Origin of the sequence: Paenibacillus sp. FSL R10-2771, assembly GCF_038000205.1 — a bacterium.
In the GTDB taxonomy this organism is placed as follows: domain Bacteria; phylum Bacillota; class Bacilli; order Paenibacillales; family Paenibacillaceae; genus Paenibacillus_AQ; species Paenibacillus_AQ phytohabitans.
In genome coordinates this window covers 4,839,133-4,856,149 of sequence record NZ_JBBOBM010000001.1, presented here as the reverse complement: position 1 = coordinate 4,856,149, position 17,017 = coordinate 4,839,133, and the positions used below count along the sequence as shown (strand labels likewise).

Annotated in this window: 13 protein-coding genes; all 13 read left to right on the top strand. The window is 51.5% G+C overall.

The window, feature by feature from the left end; genetic code table 11:
• Nucleotides 1-4: 4 nt before the first annotated feature.
• Nucleotides 5-676: a hypothetical protein gene (locus NSU14_RS20890; RefSeq protein ID WP_076242728.1), complete on the top strand. Its 672-nt coding sequence runs from the start codon at nt 5-7 to the stop codon at nt 674-676.
• Between the two features lie 178 nt (nt 677-854).
• Nucleotides 855-2,654: a sensor histidine kinase gene (locus tag NSU14_RS20885; protein WP_042135374.1), complete on the top strand. Its 1,800-nt coding sequence runs from the start codon at nt 855-857 to the stop codon at nt 2,652-2,654.
• A complete protein-coding gene (locus tag NSU14_RS20880) occupies nt 2,654-3,973 on the top strand; it encodes an ABC transporter substrate-binding protein (protein ID WP_340947227.1) in 1,320 nt (439 codons plus the stop codon). Before NSU14_RS20885 ends, NSU14_RS20880 begins: the two co-directional genes overlap by 1 nt.
• Before the next feature lie 620 nt (nt 3,974-4,593).
• Nucleotides 4,594-6,582: a Na+/H+ antiporter gene (locus NSU14_RS20875; RefSeq protein ID WP_340947225.1), complete on the top strand. Its 1,989-nt coding sequence runs from the start codon at nt 4,594-4,596 to the stop codon at nt 6,580-6,582.
• A gap of 55 nt (nt 6,583-6,637) precedes the next feature.
• Nucleotides 6,638-7,216, top strand: coding sequence for a CueP family metal-binding protein (locus NSU14_RS20870; RefSeq protein ID WP_340947223.1), 579 nt, complete (start codon nt 6,638-6,640; stop codon nt 7,214-7,216).
• A 712-nt stretch (nt 7,217-7,928) separates the two neighbouring features.
• Nucleotides 7,929-9,731 carry a sensor histidine kinase gene (locus NSU14_RS20865; RefSeq protein WP_340947220.1) on the top strand — a complete coding sequence of 601 codons (1,803 nt, stop codon included), beginning with the start codon at nt 7,929-7,931 and terminating at the stop codon, nt 9,729-9,731.
• Nucleotides 9,724-11,367 (top strand): response regulator, encoded by a 1,644-nt coding sequence (locus NSU14_RS20860; RefSeq protein ID WP_340947219.1) that lies wholly within the window; start codon nt 9,724-9,726, stop codon nt 11,365-11,367. Before NSU14_RS20865 ends, NSU14_RS20860 begins: the two co-directional genes overlap by 8 nt.
• Before the next feature lie 212 nt (nt 11,368-11,579).
• Complete coding sequence (locus tag NSU14_RS20855; protein ID WP_042135379.1) at nt 11,580-12,494, top strand: ABC transporter permease; 915 nt, start codon at nt 11,580-11,582, stop codon at nt 12,492-12,494.
• Nucleotides 12,495-12,507: 13 nt separating this feature from the next.
• Nucleotides 12,508-13,386 (top strand): carbohydrate ABC transporter permease, encoded by an 879-nt coding sequence (locus tag NSU14_RS20850; RefSeq protein ID WP_340947216.1) that lies wholly within the window; start codon nt 12,508-12,510, stop codon nt 13,384-13,386.
• Nucleotides 13,387-13,448: 62 nt separating this feature from the next.
• Nucleotides 13,449-15,170: an extracellular solute-binding protein gene (locus tag NSU14_RS20845; protein WP_340947214.1), complete on the top strand. Its 1,722-nt coding sequence runs from the start codon at nt 13,449-13,451 to the stop codon at nt 15,168-15,170.
• A 184-nt stretch (nt 15,171-15,354) separates the two neighbouring features.
• Nucleotides 15,355-15,633 carry a hypothetical protein gene (locus tag NSU14_RS20840; RefSeq protein ID WP_076242736.1) on the top strand — a complete coding sequence of 93 codons (279 nt, stop codon included), beginning with the start codon at nt 15,355-15,357 and terminating at the stop codon, nt 15,631-15,633.
• 71 nt (nt 15,634-15,704) lie between these two features.
• A complete protein-coding gene (locus NSU14_RS20835) occupies nt 15,705-16,139 on the top strand; it encodes a hypothetical protein (RefSeq protein WP_340947209.1) in 435 nt (144 codons plus the stop codon).
• Between the two features lie 136 nt (nt 16,140-16,275).
• Nucleotides 16,276-16,941: a hypothetical protein gene (locus NSU14_RS20830; protein ID WP_340947208.1), complete on the top strand. Its 666-nt coding sequence runs from the start codon at nt 16,276-16,278 to the stop codon at nt 16,939-16,941.
• The last annotated feature ends 76 nt before the right edge of the window (nt 16,942-17,017 follow it).

Below are 17,017 nucleotides of genomic sequence, written 5' to 3'. Positions count from 1 at the left end.
CAGGATGATGAAGACAGCTGAACGGACGCTACCAAGCGATAGTGTGCTGGGATATGCCGAACTCACAAATGATCTGCTGTTTCACAGAATACCGCACAGCAAACGGCGTTATTATGTAGAGCGCCCGCTGGCGATCGGCAGGGAGCAGGCCACTTCATTCAAAGCCCGCTACGGCACGGATGTCGGGGCCATCTGCCGGGACCGCGGAATCAGCGTCAATCTCAATGAACGGCAGGGCACCATCGGGCAGATCCGCTTCCGCGCCCAGATTGAGCTGTCGGCCAAGGAGCGCGCCATTACGCTGTATAAATCGTCCATGGAAGAACTGCGGCAGTGTGCCGGTGTGCTGCTTCCCGGCCGTTCCTTCACGCTGAAGGAAATCACAGACATCCATCTCGCGCATGAGCTGTTCCACGATCTGGAGTTCACGGAGCTGGGATACACCAACAAGCGGCTTGACGACATCAGCAGCCTCTCCCTGGGTCCGCTGCGCATCCGGGCCAGCGTGACCAAGACCTCGGAGATCGCCGCGCATGCGTTCAGCCGTTATCTTCTGGATCTGCCCTGCCTGCCGAATCTGCTGGATTACGCTTATATGATTCACAGCGGTACGCTGACTGCTGCTGAATTCTGGAGGCAGACGGAGGTTTGGTCCGGAGAGCTTGAGAATAGCTGAGCGGACTTCTTCAGACAGCAGCCTTGTGCACGTAAGCAGACAGCAACCTTAAGAGGTGTGCTGTCTGCTGTATTTTTGTAGAGGAAGCTATTGCGCCAGCCAGGGAGAACGTCTCTGACTTCGGACTCGAATTATGCTATGTTGGAGTGGGTAACCAGAATTTGGGGAGGCTGTCCGCGTGCCATTCAGAAAAGGGTCAAACAAATCAATATACGTGCCGCTGCGCACCAAGTTTATCGTATTGTTCTGCCTGCTGATTACGATTCCGTTTCTCGTGATCGGCACCATCAGCTATAAGAAATATACTGCCGGTGTGGAGCGCAGCACTGTGGAGCTCTCCAATCAGGTTGTGAGCCAGATTAATATCAACCTGGAGCATTACATTAAGGAACTGGACCGGCTTACACTTACGCCGCTGTACGATGAGGATATGATGCAGATTCTCCGCAAGCACAGCGGCAGCGGCTCGGCGAACACTTATTTAACTACGGATGAGACGCTGAAGATGAATCTGTTTATTTCTTCGCTGGCTTTTGACCGGGGTGAGATTGAGAGCATTCTGGTGTTCACCAATGACGGAGGAATCTTCAGTAATCTGGACCAGAGCGTCAGGAAGCGGTGGGACCGCAGCATGGCAGACTGGATGGAGGCGGTTGAGCAGGAAGACGGTGGTCTTGCCATCCTGCCGCCGCATGCTGCGGCCTACTATACAGAGGCGAAGCAGGGGATTATCTCGGTGGCCCGGGTTATCCGTGAGCCCTATACGAATGACATGCTGGGGATCGTCAAGGTGGATCTGACGGCACGGGGGTTCGGTTCGATTGTATCTACGGTGCGTTCGAGCGGGAGCGGTCTGCTGCAGATTACCGGCAAGGATCAGGTTATGCTGTACTCAGGGCCAGACGGGCTTCCCGATTCAAGTGAATCCTATATTACAGCCTCTGCCCACTCTTCATATACGGGACTTAAGGTGACCTCACTGATTCCGCGGACGCAGCTCCGGGAAGACGCACGCGAGCTAACGAATTCTACATTGATTGTCTCAATCGTAGCCCTGATGGCTGCTTATGCGGCGGCGATTCTGCTGTCGAACCGCCTGATTAAGCCGATTGCCCATCTGCAGTCGAAGATGAGGCAGGTGAAGCGGGGGCTGTTCCTGGAGCGGGCGACGGTCACTACGAGCGATGAAATCGGGCAGCTGACCGAAGGCTTCAATACGATGATCGGCGAGATCGACCGTCTGGTCAAAGAGGTCTATGAGACCCGGCTGAAGGAGCGGGAAGCCGAGCTGCTTGCGCTGCAGAGCCAGATTCATCCGCATTTTCTGTACAATACCCTGGAAATGGTGAACATGCTGGCCCTTCAGGGCAATACCCGGGAACTCTCGGGTGTGGTGACCAGTCTCGGGAAGCTGCTGCGCTACACGGTCGGCCATCAGGAGCAGATGGTGTACGTTCTGGATGAGGTAAGATTCGTAGAAGCGTATCTTCGAATCCAGGGTATGCGTCTTGGAGACAAGCTGCAGGCTGTAATCCATATTGACTCTTCCTTCGATTACTGCGTGGTGCCGAAGCTGATTCTGCAGCCGCTGATTGAGAATGTTATTGAGCATGCCATGGGCCAGGACACGCTGCAGCTTGCCCTGACGGCTTCGGTGGAAGAGGAAGACTTGGTGTTGTCCGTCAAGGATGATGGTCTTGGCATAACCGGTGAACGGATGCAGGAGCTTGAAGAACAGCTGTATCAGAATAAATCCCGGCCCGGTACAGAGACGGAGCAGGGCGGCTTCGGCCGGATTCAAAAGGGATTTGCGTTGCGCAATGTCCATCAGCGGCTCCGGCTGCTCTATGGAGAGCCTTACGGATTAACTCTTGATCATACGGCAGAGCGCGGGGTAACGGTCTCACTGCGGCTGCCGATGAACTGGGAAGCCATGAACAATGCCGGTCCCGCCGGGGACAGGCAGGAGGAGGATTAATGATGCGGACAAGGCTGCTAAGCCTTATGATAGCGGTATTAATGGCTGCGGGCTGCTCTTCAGGGGCAGGAAGGGGGGCGTCTGTCGGGAAAGTGGAAGGTGAAGAAGCAGGAGGAAGTGAGGCGGCTGCTGTGCAGGAGCCTGTGAAGCTGAAGTTCAGCATTTGGGGCAACGATGCGCAGAAGGCAATGGTTGAGGGCCTGGTGGATGAATATGAACAGCTCCATCCCGGGATGGAGGTAGAGATCATGACGATTCCGTTTGCCGATTATCAGCAAAAGCTGTCGATCATGCTGGCCTCCCGTACCGCGCCTGATGCCGGCTGGCTGGCGGAGCGGATGATTCCCCAGCTGCTGGAATCCGGCCAGCTGGTGGACATTGCAGCAGAGGTCAAAGAAGATCCCGGATATAACTACGCGGATATTTATCCGTCTACACTTGACATCTTCAAGCGGGAGGATCGGCTGTACGGAATCCCATTCTCTACGCCTCCGGTGCTGATCTACTACAATAAGGACCTGTTTCTTGAGAAGGGTCTGAAGACGCCAACGGAGCTGTATAAGGAAGGGAACTGGAACTACGAGGAATTTCTCAAGGCAGCGCGCAGCCTCACTGATTCACAGCAAGGCATTTACGGCGTGAAGCTGGTCCGCGACTGGAACAACTGGTCGGATGCGCTGCTGCCGCTGTTCTGGTCGCATGGCGCCGAGCTGTTTGACAGCAGTGCAACGGCTTTTGCGCTGAATTCTCCGGCAGGGAGAGAGGCGCTGCAGCTCTACAGTGATATGATGTTCAAGGACAAGGTGCATCCGCTTCCGGGCGATGAGCTAACCTTCGACAGCGGCCGGATCGGTATGTATACGGACCGTTACAGCTATACCTCGAAGGCCCGTGCGGTTACTGATTTTGATTGGGATATCGTTCCAATGCCGGCAGGTGTGAAGGGTACAGGAACTTCACTCGGCTATGCGGGAGTCTCTGTATTCGAGACCAGGCATCCGGCGGAAGCCGCGGAATTCCTGAAGTTCATCACCAGCGCAGAAGCCATGAGCGTTACCGCGCAATACTTCGTCCCGTCCCGGAAATCCGTGCTTGAATCGGATGTCTTCCTGAGAGCGGCTTCCAAACCTTCGCCGGAGAGCATCCAGCTGGCCGTGCTCGACCAGATCGCGGATGCCCGGATCGCGCCGGGCCATAAGAACTGGCAGCAGATTGATACGAAGATCCAGAGGCTGCTGGACGGGCTCTACACGCAAAGCTCTACCGTGGACGGACTGCTCGGACAAATGGAGGTTGAGGTGGGCCCGCTTATGAAATAAGAGGGGACTTTGTACACGTTAAAGACCGCCTTCGGCCCCCCAAAGTGCCTGAGTAATCATCGAAGCCACAGCCCCACTTTGTGGGGTTATTTTGCATACGTGGATAGAGACTGGTTTGAGCAACGCGACTGCTGCAGGAAACGGAATGAATGCGAATTTGCTTAGACTTGATGCAAAATCCTGCACGAAATGCAACAATTATCCCGTTAAATCGGCTATTATCCAAAATTATTGTATAAAAAGCAGGATTTCCTCCTCCACCAAGCCGATATAAGAAATAATCCTGTATTTCATACAACAATCCTTCCGGGCACCCGGTTTATTCAGGAGCAAAGCTGTATTACATACAACAATTTGTAGCTGTCCGCACACTGTGAGCTGAGCTTTTGGCAGCCCGCTTTACTGCCGGAGGGACTGCTGAGGAACAGCGTACGTAATGCGTAATCACAACCCCAGACCGCCAAATTTACAACAATCCGGCTTGTGAACTGAGCTGCCTGACTTGCATGCCCGGATAGTGCAGGGGCGGATATTTGCCTAAAGATCGTTTATACTGAGTTTACATACAAATTTTATTTTAATAGCAGCGCTAGTGAGTGCAGACTTGGAGGTTTGATCGCTTGGAATTATTTGAATATATTTTGCTGATGCTGGCCGCGGTCTCGTTGTCCAATCTGGTGAACCGGTTTATCCCCTCGGTTTCCGTGCCCATCATTCAAATTGTGCTGGGGATGGCTTTGACCTGGCTGCCTTTGCATTTTGAACTGACGTTGAATCCGGAGCTGTTTCTGCTGCTCTTCATTGCCCCCTTATTGTTTAATGACGGCAGGCTTGCGGATAAAGTGGCGTTATGGAAGCTGAAGAAGCCCATATTGCTGCTCGCGCTGGGACTGGTCTTCCTGACGGTAGGTGTCCTGGGTTACTTCCTGCATTGGCTGCTGCCTATTCTACCGTTAGCTGCGGCGTTTGCTCTGGCGGCGGCACTTGCCCCTACGGATGCCATCGCTGTAGGCGCGTTGGAGCAGAAGGTCAAAATCCCGCATCAGACGATGCAAATTCTCGAAGGGGAGTCCTTGATCAACGATGCTTCGGGTCTGGTATCCTTTCAGTTTGCCGTGGCCGCTATGGTCACCGGGGCATTCTCCCTCAGAACAGCCAGCCTTAGCTTCATTACCATTTCACTCGGCGGTGTCGTGCTGGGGCTGCTGCTCACGCTGATTAAATACGGGATAGTCCGATGGCTGCGCAGACTCGGGATGGAGAACGTTACGTTACATATGCTGATTGAGATTCTGACTCCATTTGCGATTTTTATGGCGGCAGAGGAGCTGGGGGTTAATGGAATCCTGGCCGTTGTCAGCGCAGGTATTGCCCATTCTTTCGGATATAAGCAGATGAATCCCGAGGTGGCTAAGCTGAGCATCGTGTCCAAAAGCACCTGGTCCGTCATTATTTTTGTCTTGAACGGCCTGGTCTTCCTGCTGCTGGGTACACAGCTGCCGGAGATCATACAGACTGTCTGGAACAATCCGGATATCGGGAATTTCCAGGTAATCCTGTACACGTTATTATTAACAGCGGCCGTTCTTGGCCTGCGTCTGATCTGGATGCTGATCATGGATATTCCCGAAGGGGAGGAGCCGCGGGGACACTGGAAGCTGGAGTTCAAGAAAGCCCTCATTCTCACGCTGTCAGGAGTCCGGGGAACGATCACACTCGCGAGTACGATGTCACTGCCGTTTTTCCTGGATGACGGTACCCGGTTTCCGGCCAGGGATCTGATTATTTTCCTTGCGGCGGGTGTGATTCTCTGGACCCTGCTGGCCTCCAACTATCTGCTGCCGCTGCTGCTCGGCAAAGAAAATGAAGCAGAGCATAATGCCGAAGAGGTTGAGGCCAAAATCGAAATTCTGCGCAACGTAGTTTCCGGTCTAAACGATCAGGCTACGGATCATTCGAGAATGGCCCTGAGCCACTTAATCAGCACTTACACCTCAAGAATCCGCATGCTGAAGAAAAATGAAGCTGCAGAGGAAATGGAGCGGATGCTGGGTGTTACTTCGCTCAAGTGGCAAAGAGAGTACACCCTGACTGCGATGAAGCAGCGGGAGGTGAATCCGTACACGGCCTACCGTTATCTGAACCGGCTGAACAAGCAGCTATTCATGCACACCCGTGATCCGGAGTACAGGAATGACCTGGTTCCAATCAAAAGCTGGGAAGAGATTGTAGGAGTGATCCAGCAGGTGCGTCTGAGCGGCCAGGAACGGCGTGAGGAATGGAACCGGCTGCAGTCCGCCAATTTTGCCTACGTCTTGAAGAAGCTGAGAGCGCTGCAAAGTGAAGGGGAGACCGAACCCGAAGCGGTCAGCGCCCTGATCATGCGCTATGAACGGGGGCAGATGAGATTGACCCGTACGGAGTCACTTTCCTCCACTAAACGGGAGTTTGAAGAGGCGCTGCAGGAGCTGTCCAGAGCAGGGATTCAGCTGGAGCGTGACAACATTCAGCTGATGTTCGAGAGCGGACGGATTTCCAGAGCTAGCATGAAGGAAATGAAACGTGATATCCTGTTTATGGAACATGAATTGAGGGAAGAAATGGGCTGATGAGTCCTCTTCTGTATTAAGGCTGAAATTCCACAAGGAGATGAACATATAGAGTATGCGAAAACAAATCGTGGCGGGTACATGTGCAGTTGTTGCGGCAATCGGAATCTTTATTTATGCCGGAAGCGGGGAACGAAACACGGCTGACGTCGAAGAGGCGCAGGCACAGGGCAGCAGCCAGCCGGTTAGTCAGGCGGCCACTCAGGATATTAAGCAAATGGTGTCTGATTACAGCTCGCGCGCGCTGACGTCCCAGTCCGCCTCCATCACCTCCACCCAGCTTATCGTGGACAGCGGCGGTCCAAACGAAGTCACCTATGCTTTGCCGGAGAACGAATTCTTCCTGTCGGTTGCCCCGTATGTGCAGAAGACGCATCCGTGCGCAACACACAGCCTGACCGGCTGCCAGGGGGAAATGGCAGGTCAGGAATTCGACGTATACATTGAAGACGCCGAAGGCAAGGAAGTGATGAAGCAGACCTTGAAGTCCCAGCCTAACGGGTTCATCGACCTATGGCTCCCGCGCGACCAGAAGCTTCAGATCACCGTCACGCATGACGGGAAACAAGCCAAGACCGAAGTATCCACCTTCGAGAGCGATGACACCTGCCTTACCACTATGCAATTAAGTTAATTTATTTCTATTAGGCTTACGGTCTCAGCCGTCTTCCGGGTACCGCTATTCAGCGGCAGGGAGGCGGCTGTTTGCTTTGATCATTTACTTTTTTCACCATGCGAATCACTGGCCTCCGGCTTAGTAACACAACGCAGGAGTCCTCCGCTTTGATCCAGAGGCACCTTTATGAAATGCTGCACAAATTACAACATTTTCCTCGTGAGATTGATCGAAATCGAAAATTGTTGTACTTTTTGCAGCATTTCCACGTCTCCCAGCCAATTAAAGAAACTATTCTTGTATTTCGTACAATAATTCGCCCAAACACAGGGGTAACTGGCGACCAGAGTTGTACTCCGTACAACAATTATGCCTAATCAGCCCGGCGGGCTTAAGAAACCGGCTTCGCTGCGGCTACAACTCCCGGGGGGAGTAACGAATAATCAGCTAAAGCTTATCCATACGTCTATCTTTCCCTCTCAATCCATCCATCGCTCTATCTAACCCTCTATCTAACCCTCTATCTAACCCTATCTATCTAGATATCTATCTATCTATCCATCCATCCCTCTATCTACCCACATATCCCCCCTACCTCTGCTCACGCCTCCCCCGCCCAGTCAACCGCCTAAGGTCTTCTCCTCTTTTGAATATAAAACCTAATTTACTATTCCAGAACCCGGTGTTACGATGGGGTGGAGTTGAGGCAAATAGGGGGCAAACAGGTTACATGAAGCGGATCACCCGGGTTTTTCACAATTGGAGTGTGACCTCAAAGTTTGTTGGGGTCTTTGTTCTGATTCTAACGGTCTCGTCCATCATCACAGGGGTCATCATTTATGTGCAGGCGTACAATTCAGCCATCTCCCAGGCGCGGAGCGTGATGGAACAGAATCTGCTGCAGACCAAAACCACGATCGATGAAAAGGTGGACATGATCGAGAACATTTCAGAGATCATCGCCTTTGATTCCAGGATTCAGACGCTGCTGGACAGCGCTTTTATTAATGAGAGCTTTCAGCTTCAGGACTACCGATACAACGTTGCTCCTATTGTAGATAACATTATGCGGCAGAATACGTACATCCACTCGATACATGTCTATATGAACAATCCGACGATCCCTGAGATCTTCGAGCTTTACGACGGCTTCTATAGTATGGACCGGATTCGCGGGGACGGGGAGTATGTACGGTTTATGAAGGATGTCCAGAACTCCACGGACTGGCGGGGACTGCATCTGGAGAATCTGCTGACAACGAGGCCTGATGTGAAGGCCAAAGCGGATGTCTTCTCGTATAACCGGAAGATTCTCTCCGGTCGCAATAACGAGGTGAACGGTCTGGTCGAAATTGAGGTGACACAAAGCGTGCTGTTCCAGCCGCTGGAGGATGCCAACACGGAGGTTGGAAGCGTTCTCGTCCTCGACAATAATCACAAGGTTGCCTCCAATAACAACACTCCGCTGTCCGATGCGATGATCAATGAGCTCACCGGGGGGATGCCCGGGGATAACAGCAGGCTGAATATGCTGGCAACGGTTGGCGGGGTCAGGTCCATAGTGATCTCGGTCCCGCTTACAGGCCCGGATCTTCGCCTTGTGGGTGTTTTTCCGGTCAGCAACTTCGTGGATAAAGTGAACCAGTCGATCCGGACCAGCTTCATGGTGCTGATTGCCGCGCTCATTATACTGAGCCTGCTGGTGTATTATCTGACAGTGAAGCTGCTGTCCCGAATGAAGGTGCTGCTTAAGGCGATGAAGCAGGTGCGGGAAGGCTCCATTGACGTATCGGTGCCGGTTGTCTGGAATGACGAGTTCACCCAGATGGCACTGAGCTTCAACCATATGACTACCCGGATCCATGATCTGGTCGAAACCGTATACAAATCCGAGCTGCTCGAAAAAGATGCCGAACTCAAAGCGCTGGAGTCCCAGATCAATCCGCATTTTCTGTACAACACGCTTGCGACGATCTCCTGGGTGGCCCGCAAGGCCAAAGCGCCGGATATCGTGAAGCTGTCAGATTCCATGGCCAAGTTCTACCGGCTGGTACTGAACAAGGGGAATTCGGAGACATTGGTGGCGAATGAACTCGATATGGTGGGGGCTTATCTGGCGATTCAGAAGTTCAGGTTCGAAGACCGGTTTGACGCGGTTTTTGAAGTGGAGGAGCGGGTCAGGAACTGTTATACACTGAAGAATATTTTGCAGCCGCTGGTTGAGAATGCCCTGATTCACGGGATTGAGCCTAAGCGTTCACATGGTACCATTATCATCAAAGCAGCACTCGAAGAAGATCTGGTGGTCATCCGCATCATCGACGATGGGGTAGGCATGCCGCGGGATATGATCGAGGATGTAATTGCAGGCAAAGTTCTCAATACACGAGGCAGCGGGTTTGCCATTGCCAATATAACCAAACGTCTTCAGGCTTTTTATGGGGAATCCCAGCATATTGAACTTTACAGCAGACAGGGGATTGGAACGGTCATTACCTTGTCTTTTGCAGCCAGGGGGATGAACAATGTTTAAAATGCTTATTGTCGAAGATGAACGCTGGGAGAGAGAAGGGTTAATCGAGTTTCTGGACTGGGCGTCGATGGGCATCTCTGTGATCGAGACCGCTGCGGACGGCATCGAGGGATTGGACAAAGCGCTGGAGATCAGGCCGGATATCATCATCACAGATATACAAATGCCCGGCAGGAATGGAATCGAGATGGCCAAGCTTGTTCTGGAGCAGCTTCCCGGGGTGCGGATCGTTGTGCTGACCGGGTATGATGATTTCGAATTTGCCCGTGAAGCCTTGCGGTTCGGCGCGGTGGATTATGTGCTCAAGCCGGTGGGGGAAGAAGAAATGCTCAGCACGATGCTCAAGGTCGTCCAAGGCTGTGAGGATCAGCTGCTGAAGCGGAGTGAAGAGGAGCGCATGTGGCTGGAAAAAGATGCGGTGCACCACCTCTCGCTGCGCCAGCAGGTAATGGATTGGCTGCTGGGCCGGGGCGGTGCGGAGGCGCAGCAGCAGACGATTAATGAACTCCGGGACAATGGCTATCTGGAAGCGGGCGCCTTCTCTGTGTGGCTGTGTTCCCGGCCGGGCCTGCCGCAGAAGCCGGATACAATGGAGATGGAGCGGACCGCCGGAACTGTACTCGGGCGGCAAGTGCTTGTGCTTTCAGCCGGGGCGGGGGCAGGGCAGGGAGAACTAGCGGCCCTCGTCCTGCTCATCGCCCTGCAGCAGGATGAGCTCAGCGGCCAGGCACAGCTTGCAGAGAAGCTGCTGCAGGTGCTTAATCTGCAGCCAGTGATCATGGAGGATACAGCCCGGGAACAGGTTGATCCAGCGGGGTGGATCATCGGTATAAGCTCACCGCGGGAGGATATCGGACTCATCCGCGAATCCTTCCGGGAATCGCAAAGTGCATTTAACTTCGCGGTGTTTAATGGCCTGAGCGGAGTTGTTGCAGCAGACGGGGAGCAGCTCGCCAGGAAACAATTCACTAAGGACTCTGAGGTGTTCACCCGGCAGTTCCGGGAGCTGGCCAAGCGACTGAGGTATGATCTCGGGAGCGGGAGCCCAACCGGACCGGTCATGGACGAACTGTTCGCCTTGCTTGCCGCGCATCCCGGGGCAGGAAAATCCTATATCGCTTCCTTGCTCGGCGGTGTGATCGAGAGCTGTTCCTCGCTTGCAATGCCCGCTGCCCAAGCTACCACAGCAGTTGCCGCCAATCATATGGAGGCGCTGCTGGCCAGCAGCCGTCTCCCGGACATGAGAGCTTATACAGCAGGCGTAATCGGTGAAATGTCGCTGCTGCTGGAAGAGAAGCGGAACCGTAAGGACGACTATCTGATTAACAGGGTCATCGTTCTGATTGAGGAGCAGTACGGGAATCAGGATCTGAGCCTGGCTTATTTAGCCGGCGAGGTATTCGTCTCCCCCAACCACCTGGGGATGATCTTCAAGAAGAAGACAGGCAAGACACCGAGTGAATATATCCAGGAGTACAGGCTCGCACGTGCGGAGGAGATGCTGCGCACAACCAAGCAGCGCATAGCTGTAGTGGCCGAGCAGATCGGCATTCCGAATCCATCGTATTTCGGGCTGCTGTATAAACAGGCCTATGGAATGACACCCGGAGAGTACAGGGAATTCGTACAGCGTTAAGGATCAGATCCTTCCCGGACGATAATAAGTCAGCCTCAATCGCAGATGATGCGTTTGGGGCTTTTTTATTTAGATAGCGCTTACAAACTTCGTGGGATTCTGATACCCGCGTTCATTTTTGATATATAACCCTGGCAGGCGGCATTTTATAATTAACCCATAGGAAGATGAGAAGTCGAACGCAATCGAATGGAGAAGAAAGGATGTAGCTTATGAGCAGTTTGCCCTCCAAGCGGTTCTGGCAGCAGCGGTATCTGATGTTGCTGACCCTGCCGGCAGTACTATGGATGATCATTTTTAACTATATCCCGATGTATGGTGTGATTATTTCCTTCAAGGAATATACACCTTTTCAGGGGTTTCTCCACAGTCCCTGGACAGGGCTGGCGAATTTCCGGGAATTATTCAATGATCCGACGTTTACAGAATCACTGGTTAACACGTTCAAGATCAGTATTGCCAAGCTGGTATTTGGTTTCCCGGCACCGATCCTCCTGTCGATCCTGCTGAATGAGGTAGTATTCAAAAGATTCAAGCGGATTGTTCAATCGCTGACGTATTTGCCGTATTTCGTATCCTGGGTGCTGGTAGTCGGCTTAATGTACACCCTGCTGGACCCGGAGACTGGTGTAATCAGCAAAATGCTGGTCAGCACCGGGATAATTGGAAGCGATACCATGATGATGGGCAGTCCCCATACGTTCCTGACCCTGGTTGTGTTTACGGAGATCTGGAAAAATATCGGCTGGAACTCCATTATCTATCTGGCAGCCATTGCCGGTATTGATCCCCAGCTGTATGAAGCGGCCATTGTGGATGGTGCGGGCCGGTTCCGGCGGATCTGGCATATTACATTGCCTTCCCTGAAGCCAACGATCATTATCCTGCTGATCCTTTCGGTGGGCGGGCTCATTAATTCGAACTTTGACCAGATGTATCTGATGCAGAATTCAATGACCCAGGATGCAGCCAATGTACTGTCTGTGTATTCGTACAAAACGGGTCTCGTAACAGGCAGATTCTCCTACGGTACTGCGATTGGCCTGTTCCAATCCATCGTTGCTTTTGTGCTGATGTACATTGCCAATTATTCTTCACGCAAAATCACTAAAGAGAGCTTGTTCTAGGAGGCGGGACATCATGTTAACGTATTCGAAAAGGTGGCCGGAACGAGCCTTTGACATCCTGAATGTGCTGGTGCTGCTGGCGCTCTGTGTTATGACCCTGTATCCGTTCTATAATATCGTAATTACTTCCCTTAACGATCCGACGGATGCCGCCCGTGGGGGGATCGCCTTCTGGCCGCGCGTGTTCTCCATGGAGAATTACAAAGTCGTGTTTCAGGATGAACGTATGGGGCATGCCTTTTTCATCACCATCGCCCGGACTCTTGCCGGAACAGCAACTGCGGTATTGTTTACAGCAGCCTTTGCTTATGGCGTATCCAAGACCGAGCTGATGGGGCGTAGGATTTTCCTCATGATGGCTATTGTCACCATGTATTTCAGCGGCGGTATTATTCCTTATTACCTCGTTGTAGCCAAGTATCTGCATCTAAAAGGGAGCTTCCTGGTCTACATTATCCCGAATCTGTTCAATGTGTTTAATGCCATCATTATGCTGACCTTCTTCAGGGGACTGCCCAAGGAAATTGAGGAATCGGCCAAAATTGACGGTGCCAACGATCTGCGGATTTTCTGGCAGCTGGTCCTGCCGGTCTCCAAACCTGTGCTGGCGACGATTGCACTTTACAATGCGGTGTTCCACTGGAACGCCTGGTATGATGCCATGTTATTCGGTAATGATAACCTGCTGACACTCCAGCAGATTCTGATGCAGATCATCAGCTCGAACAGCAATGTCAGCCTGATGGCCAGCAACCTGGGACTGGGTTCAGTCTCTGCGCAATCGCTTAAGCTGGCGACGATGGTCATTACCACATTGCCGATTGTCTTTACCTACCCGTTCGTACAGAAATATTTCGTGCAGGGCGTGATGATCGGTTCGGTCAAAGGTTAATAACGGCTTTAACGGCTCCGGCCGTTTAAGTATATAGATTTCATTTTATGGGAGGTCAATGTATGAGAAAGAAAGGCGCACAAGGAATGGCCGCTGCTTTACTCGCCGTCACTCTGTTGGCAGGCTGCAGTTCTAATAATACCGGCACTAATGCAAATGGAGCGGCTGAGGGTAATGCGCCGGCTACTCCGGCAGCGAATGCTTCGGCAGAACCTGCTAATGCGGGCACAGACACCGGAAGCACGGAATCCTGGAAGCAAGACACCTCACCTTTTAAATTCACCCAATATTTCTACGGGAACTGGGCATCTGCATATCTGTGGAAGGATCAGTATGCGATGAAGCTGGCTGCAGAAAAAACAGGTGTGACGATAGACCGCAAGCTGGCAACAGGGAACGATGACGATTACCTGAACACCATGATTGCTTCCGGGGATCTGCCGGATACCATCATGCTGGACTGGAACAATCCTGCGGTAAGCAAGCTGATCAATAATGGCATGGTCTACTCCATGGATGAGCTGATGGACAAATATGCACCGGAGCTGAAGTCCATGCTTGACCCGGACATGGTGAAATATCATTCGGTTAACGGGAAGCTCTGGTACTTGCCGAACCTGTTTGAAACCGCTGACAGACTGACCAGCGGGGTGCCGATTACGCCGATTCGTCCATGGTTCTTCCGAGAAGATATTTACAAGGCCATTGGCAGTCCGGAGCTGAAGACGACAGATGATCTGATGAACGCCCTCAAGCTGGCAAAGGAGAAATTCCCTGAGATCAGTCCGGTCGGTGTGGAGAACTTCGATGTGGCCAAAAACAGCTTCGGCGGCAGCTTGTCAATGAACTTCCTGATCAGCTCCTTCTCGCCGAATCTGCTGGAGGAACGCATCAAGGATGATCAGCAGATCGTAGAATACCCGATGCGGAACAAAGGCTTCATCGATTCCTTCCGTTACATGAATCAGCTGTACCGCAATGGACTATTCGATTCACAGCTGCTGATCTATAAGCAGGAGCAGTATGAAGAGAAGCTGTATGGGGCGCAATATGCCGCAGCTTCGCAGTACATGTCCAATATGTACACCCAATACAATCCGAAAATTGAAAGTACGCTGGGGGCCGATCATAAATACTCGATTATCGGCGGACTTCAGGCGAATGGTCAGGACCCAAGATATGCCGCTTCCCGTCTGATGGGCTGGCAGGGCTTCTTCATCACCAAGAATGCGAAGAATCCGGAACGGATTATCCGCTTTGCTGAATATGCCTGGTCCGATGAAGGACAGCTTGATGCACGCTATGGTACTGAAGGCGAGACTTATGACATGGTTGACGGCCTGCCGAAATTCAAGCAGGAAATTATGGACTTGAAGCTTAAGGACAACAACGCTTATAACGCCCAGTACGGCTTTGATGATTCGACCCTCCTGATGCGGGCAGGTAAACTGTGGGATGATGCGTCCGCCCGTGATTTCCAGGAGCAGCAGCCGGAGCAATTCGCCGGAGCGAAGCTGCTGGAGAAATACAACTTCGACAGCTATTCCCTGGGCATGGACAATCTGGAGCCGGACGGCTCTTCACCTGAAGGTGTGATCAACGGCAAAGTGAAGGATCTCTGGAACAAAACCATTCCGAAGCTGATCCTGTCCGAAACCGATGCTGATTTCGACAACGCCTACAACGATTTCATCAGCCAGATGGACAAAGTCGGTGCAGAGAAGGCCGAGAAAGTGATGTATCAGCGCCACCTGGAGGATATGCAGAAGAAGGGCGTTCAATAAAGGATAGTGGGTTAGAGGGATTCGAGGGGGACCGTGTTTATCACGGTTCCTTTTTTGTTGTTCTGTTGATCTACACTAATCATGAGGAGAATCCGATAATCCGGTGTAAAGGGAATATATTCAATAGATTCCTGATATTATATCTGGCCGATGAGGAATAGTGACCAAGTCAAAGGAGCGTAATATGATTATCAGTTTGATTTTCGTTGCTTTAAGCGGATTAATGGGAGTAGGGATGTACTTTCTAGTCATCGGCATAGTTTTTTCTGCTGGCGGAGGCGGTTTATTTTGGGCAGCAACCGACTATACTCAACTGTCGTTTTATATTGTTCTATTGTTAGTGTGCCTGGTAATCTGCTTTTTCTTCGCAAAACACTTATTAGAGAAGAACCTGCATCTTTTGCTTCTGATCTGTTTTAGCACGACAGTGCTCTTTTTCTTCCTTGCGCCTTGGCTTACATAATTAGAAATTCCAGATATACATTCAAAGAATAATCATTTTGCCTAATACATGTTAAGCAAGGGAGATAAACAATGGAGAAATCCATAAAGACAGTATTCCAAGTCATTCTATATATGTTAGCAGCAATTGCAATACATTTGATCTTAATCTATTTTCTCGGGATAAGAATTGAGGGAGGAGGGGGCACAGAGTTAATCATTTTACTGAGTACAACGTATGTTCTTCCCCTCGCCATGTGCTTTCTCAACGGTTTATTGTTTAGTAGGGCGAAGAGAGTCAGGGACCGGATCACCTGGTTCTTATTTACAGTTATCCCAAGCAGCTTACTTCTGTTTCTTTTAGTGGAAATGCAAAGTGCTGGAGGCAGTGAAGATGCGTTGGTATTTATTACAATGCCGAAGTATTCGGCTGAAATGATCTATCTGCTTCCAATAGTTATTATAATCATCCAATTAATTATGACGGTATACTATCTTATTAATGTAAGGGTATGGAATAGGAATTAATGTAATCACTATCGAATGAAATGATTGCCGCACCTGTTGTGCTGGCTTATAATTAACTCAGACGAAGAACGTCCCAAGCTGCTGCTGGCAGAGGGGCGTTCTTTTTTGCGTAAATGAGAGAGGGAGGTAACTGATTATGGAGTTTGAAAATGCACATCAGCTGCTAATGGAGCAGCATTTATCGGTCAGAACAGGGGAGCGCAGAGGCCGGTTGGCACGGGGGCATCAATATGCCGAGAAGCTATTCCTGCAAAATGTCTGGTGGCCGCTGTTCGGCAATCTGGATCATCTGCATCCTGAATATGAGGTGTATGACTGGAACCGCAAGTCGCAATTTCTTGATTTTGCTTTTCTTCCGCCGTACGGGAAATTCGGTTTGGAATGCGATGGGTATCAGAGCCATGTGAAGGATATGGACCGGGAGAGGTTCAGCTATTCGCTTAACCGGGATACTTTTTTGAATGGACTGGGCTGGAGGATTATCCATTTCTCCTTCGATGATGTGCAGAACCGCCCGGAGATCTGCCGCATGCTGCTGCAAATGGTCATCGCCCCTTCATTGATCCGGGTTCCGTCCGGGCAATCCCTCTCCCCGCAGGATAAGGAAATCGTTAAACTGGCTTGGAGCCTGGACAAGGGACTACGTCCCAAAGACGTGATGCTGCAATACAATCTGAACTTTCGGACGGCGCGTAAGCAGCTGCAGGAGCTGGTGCGTAAAGGGCTGCTCCGTCCGGTGATGCAGAATTCATACATTTGTTATTATGAGCCGGTGGAGGGAGTACCTGATATGTTCGTGTAGCTGTTTGTGTAGTTGTTTCTGTAGCTGTTTATGTAAGAGCTGATGTAAGAGCTGATGAATTGTCCGGGAAAATATG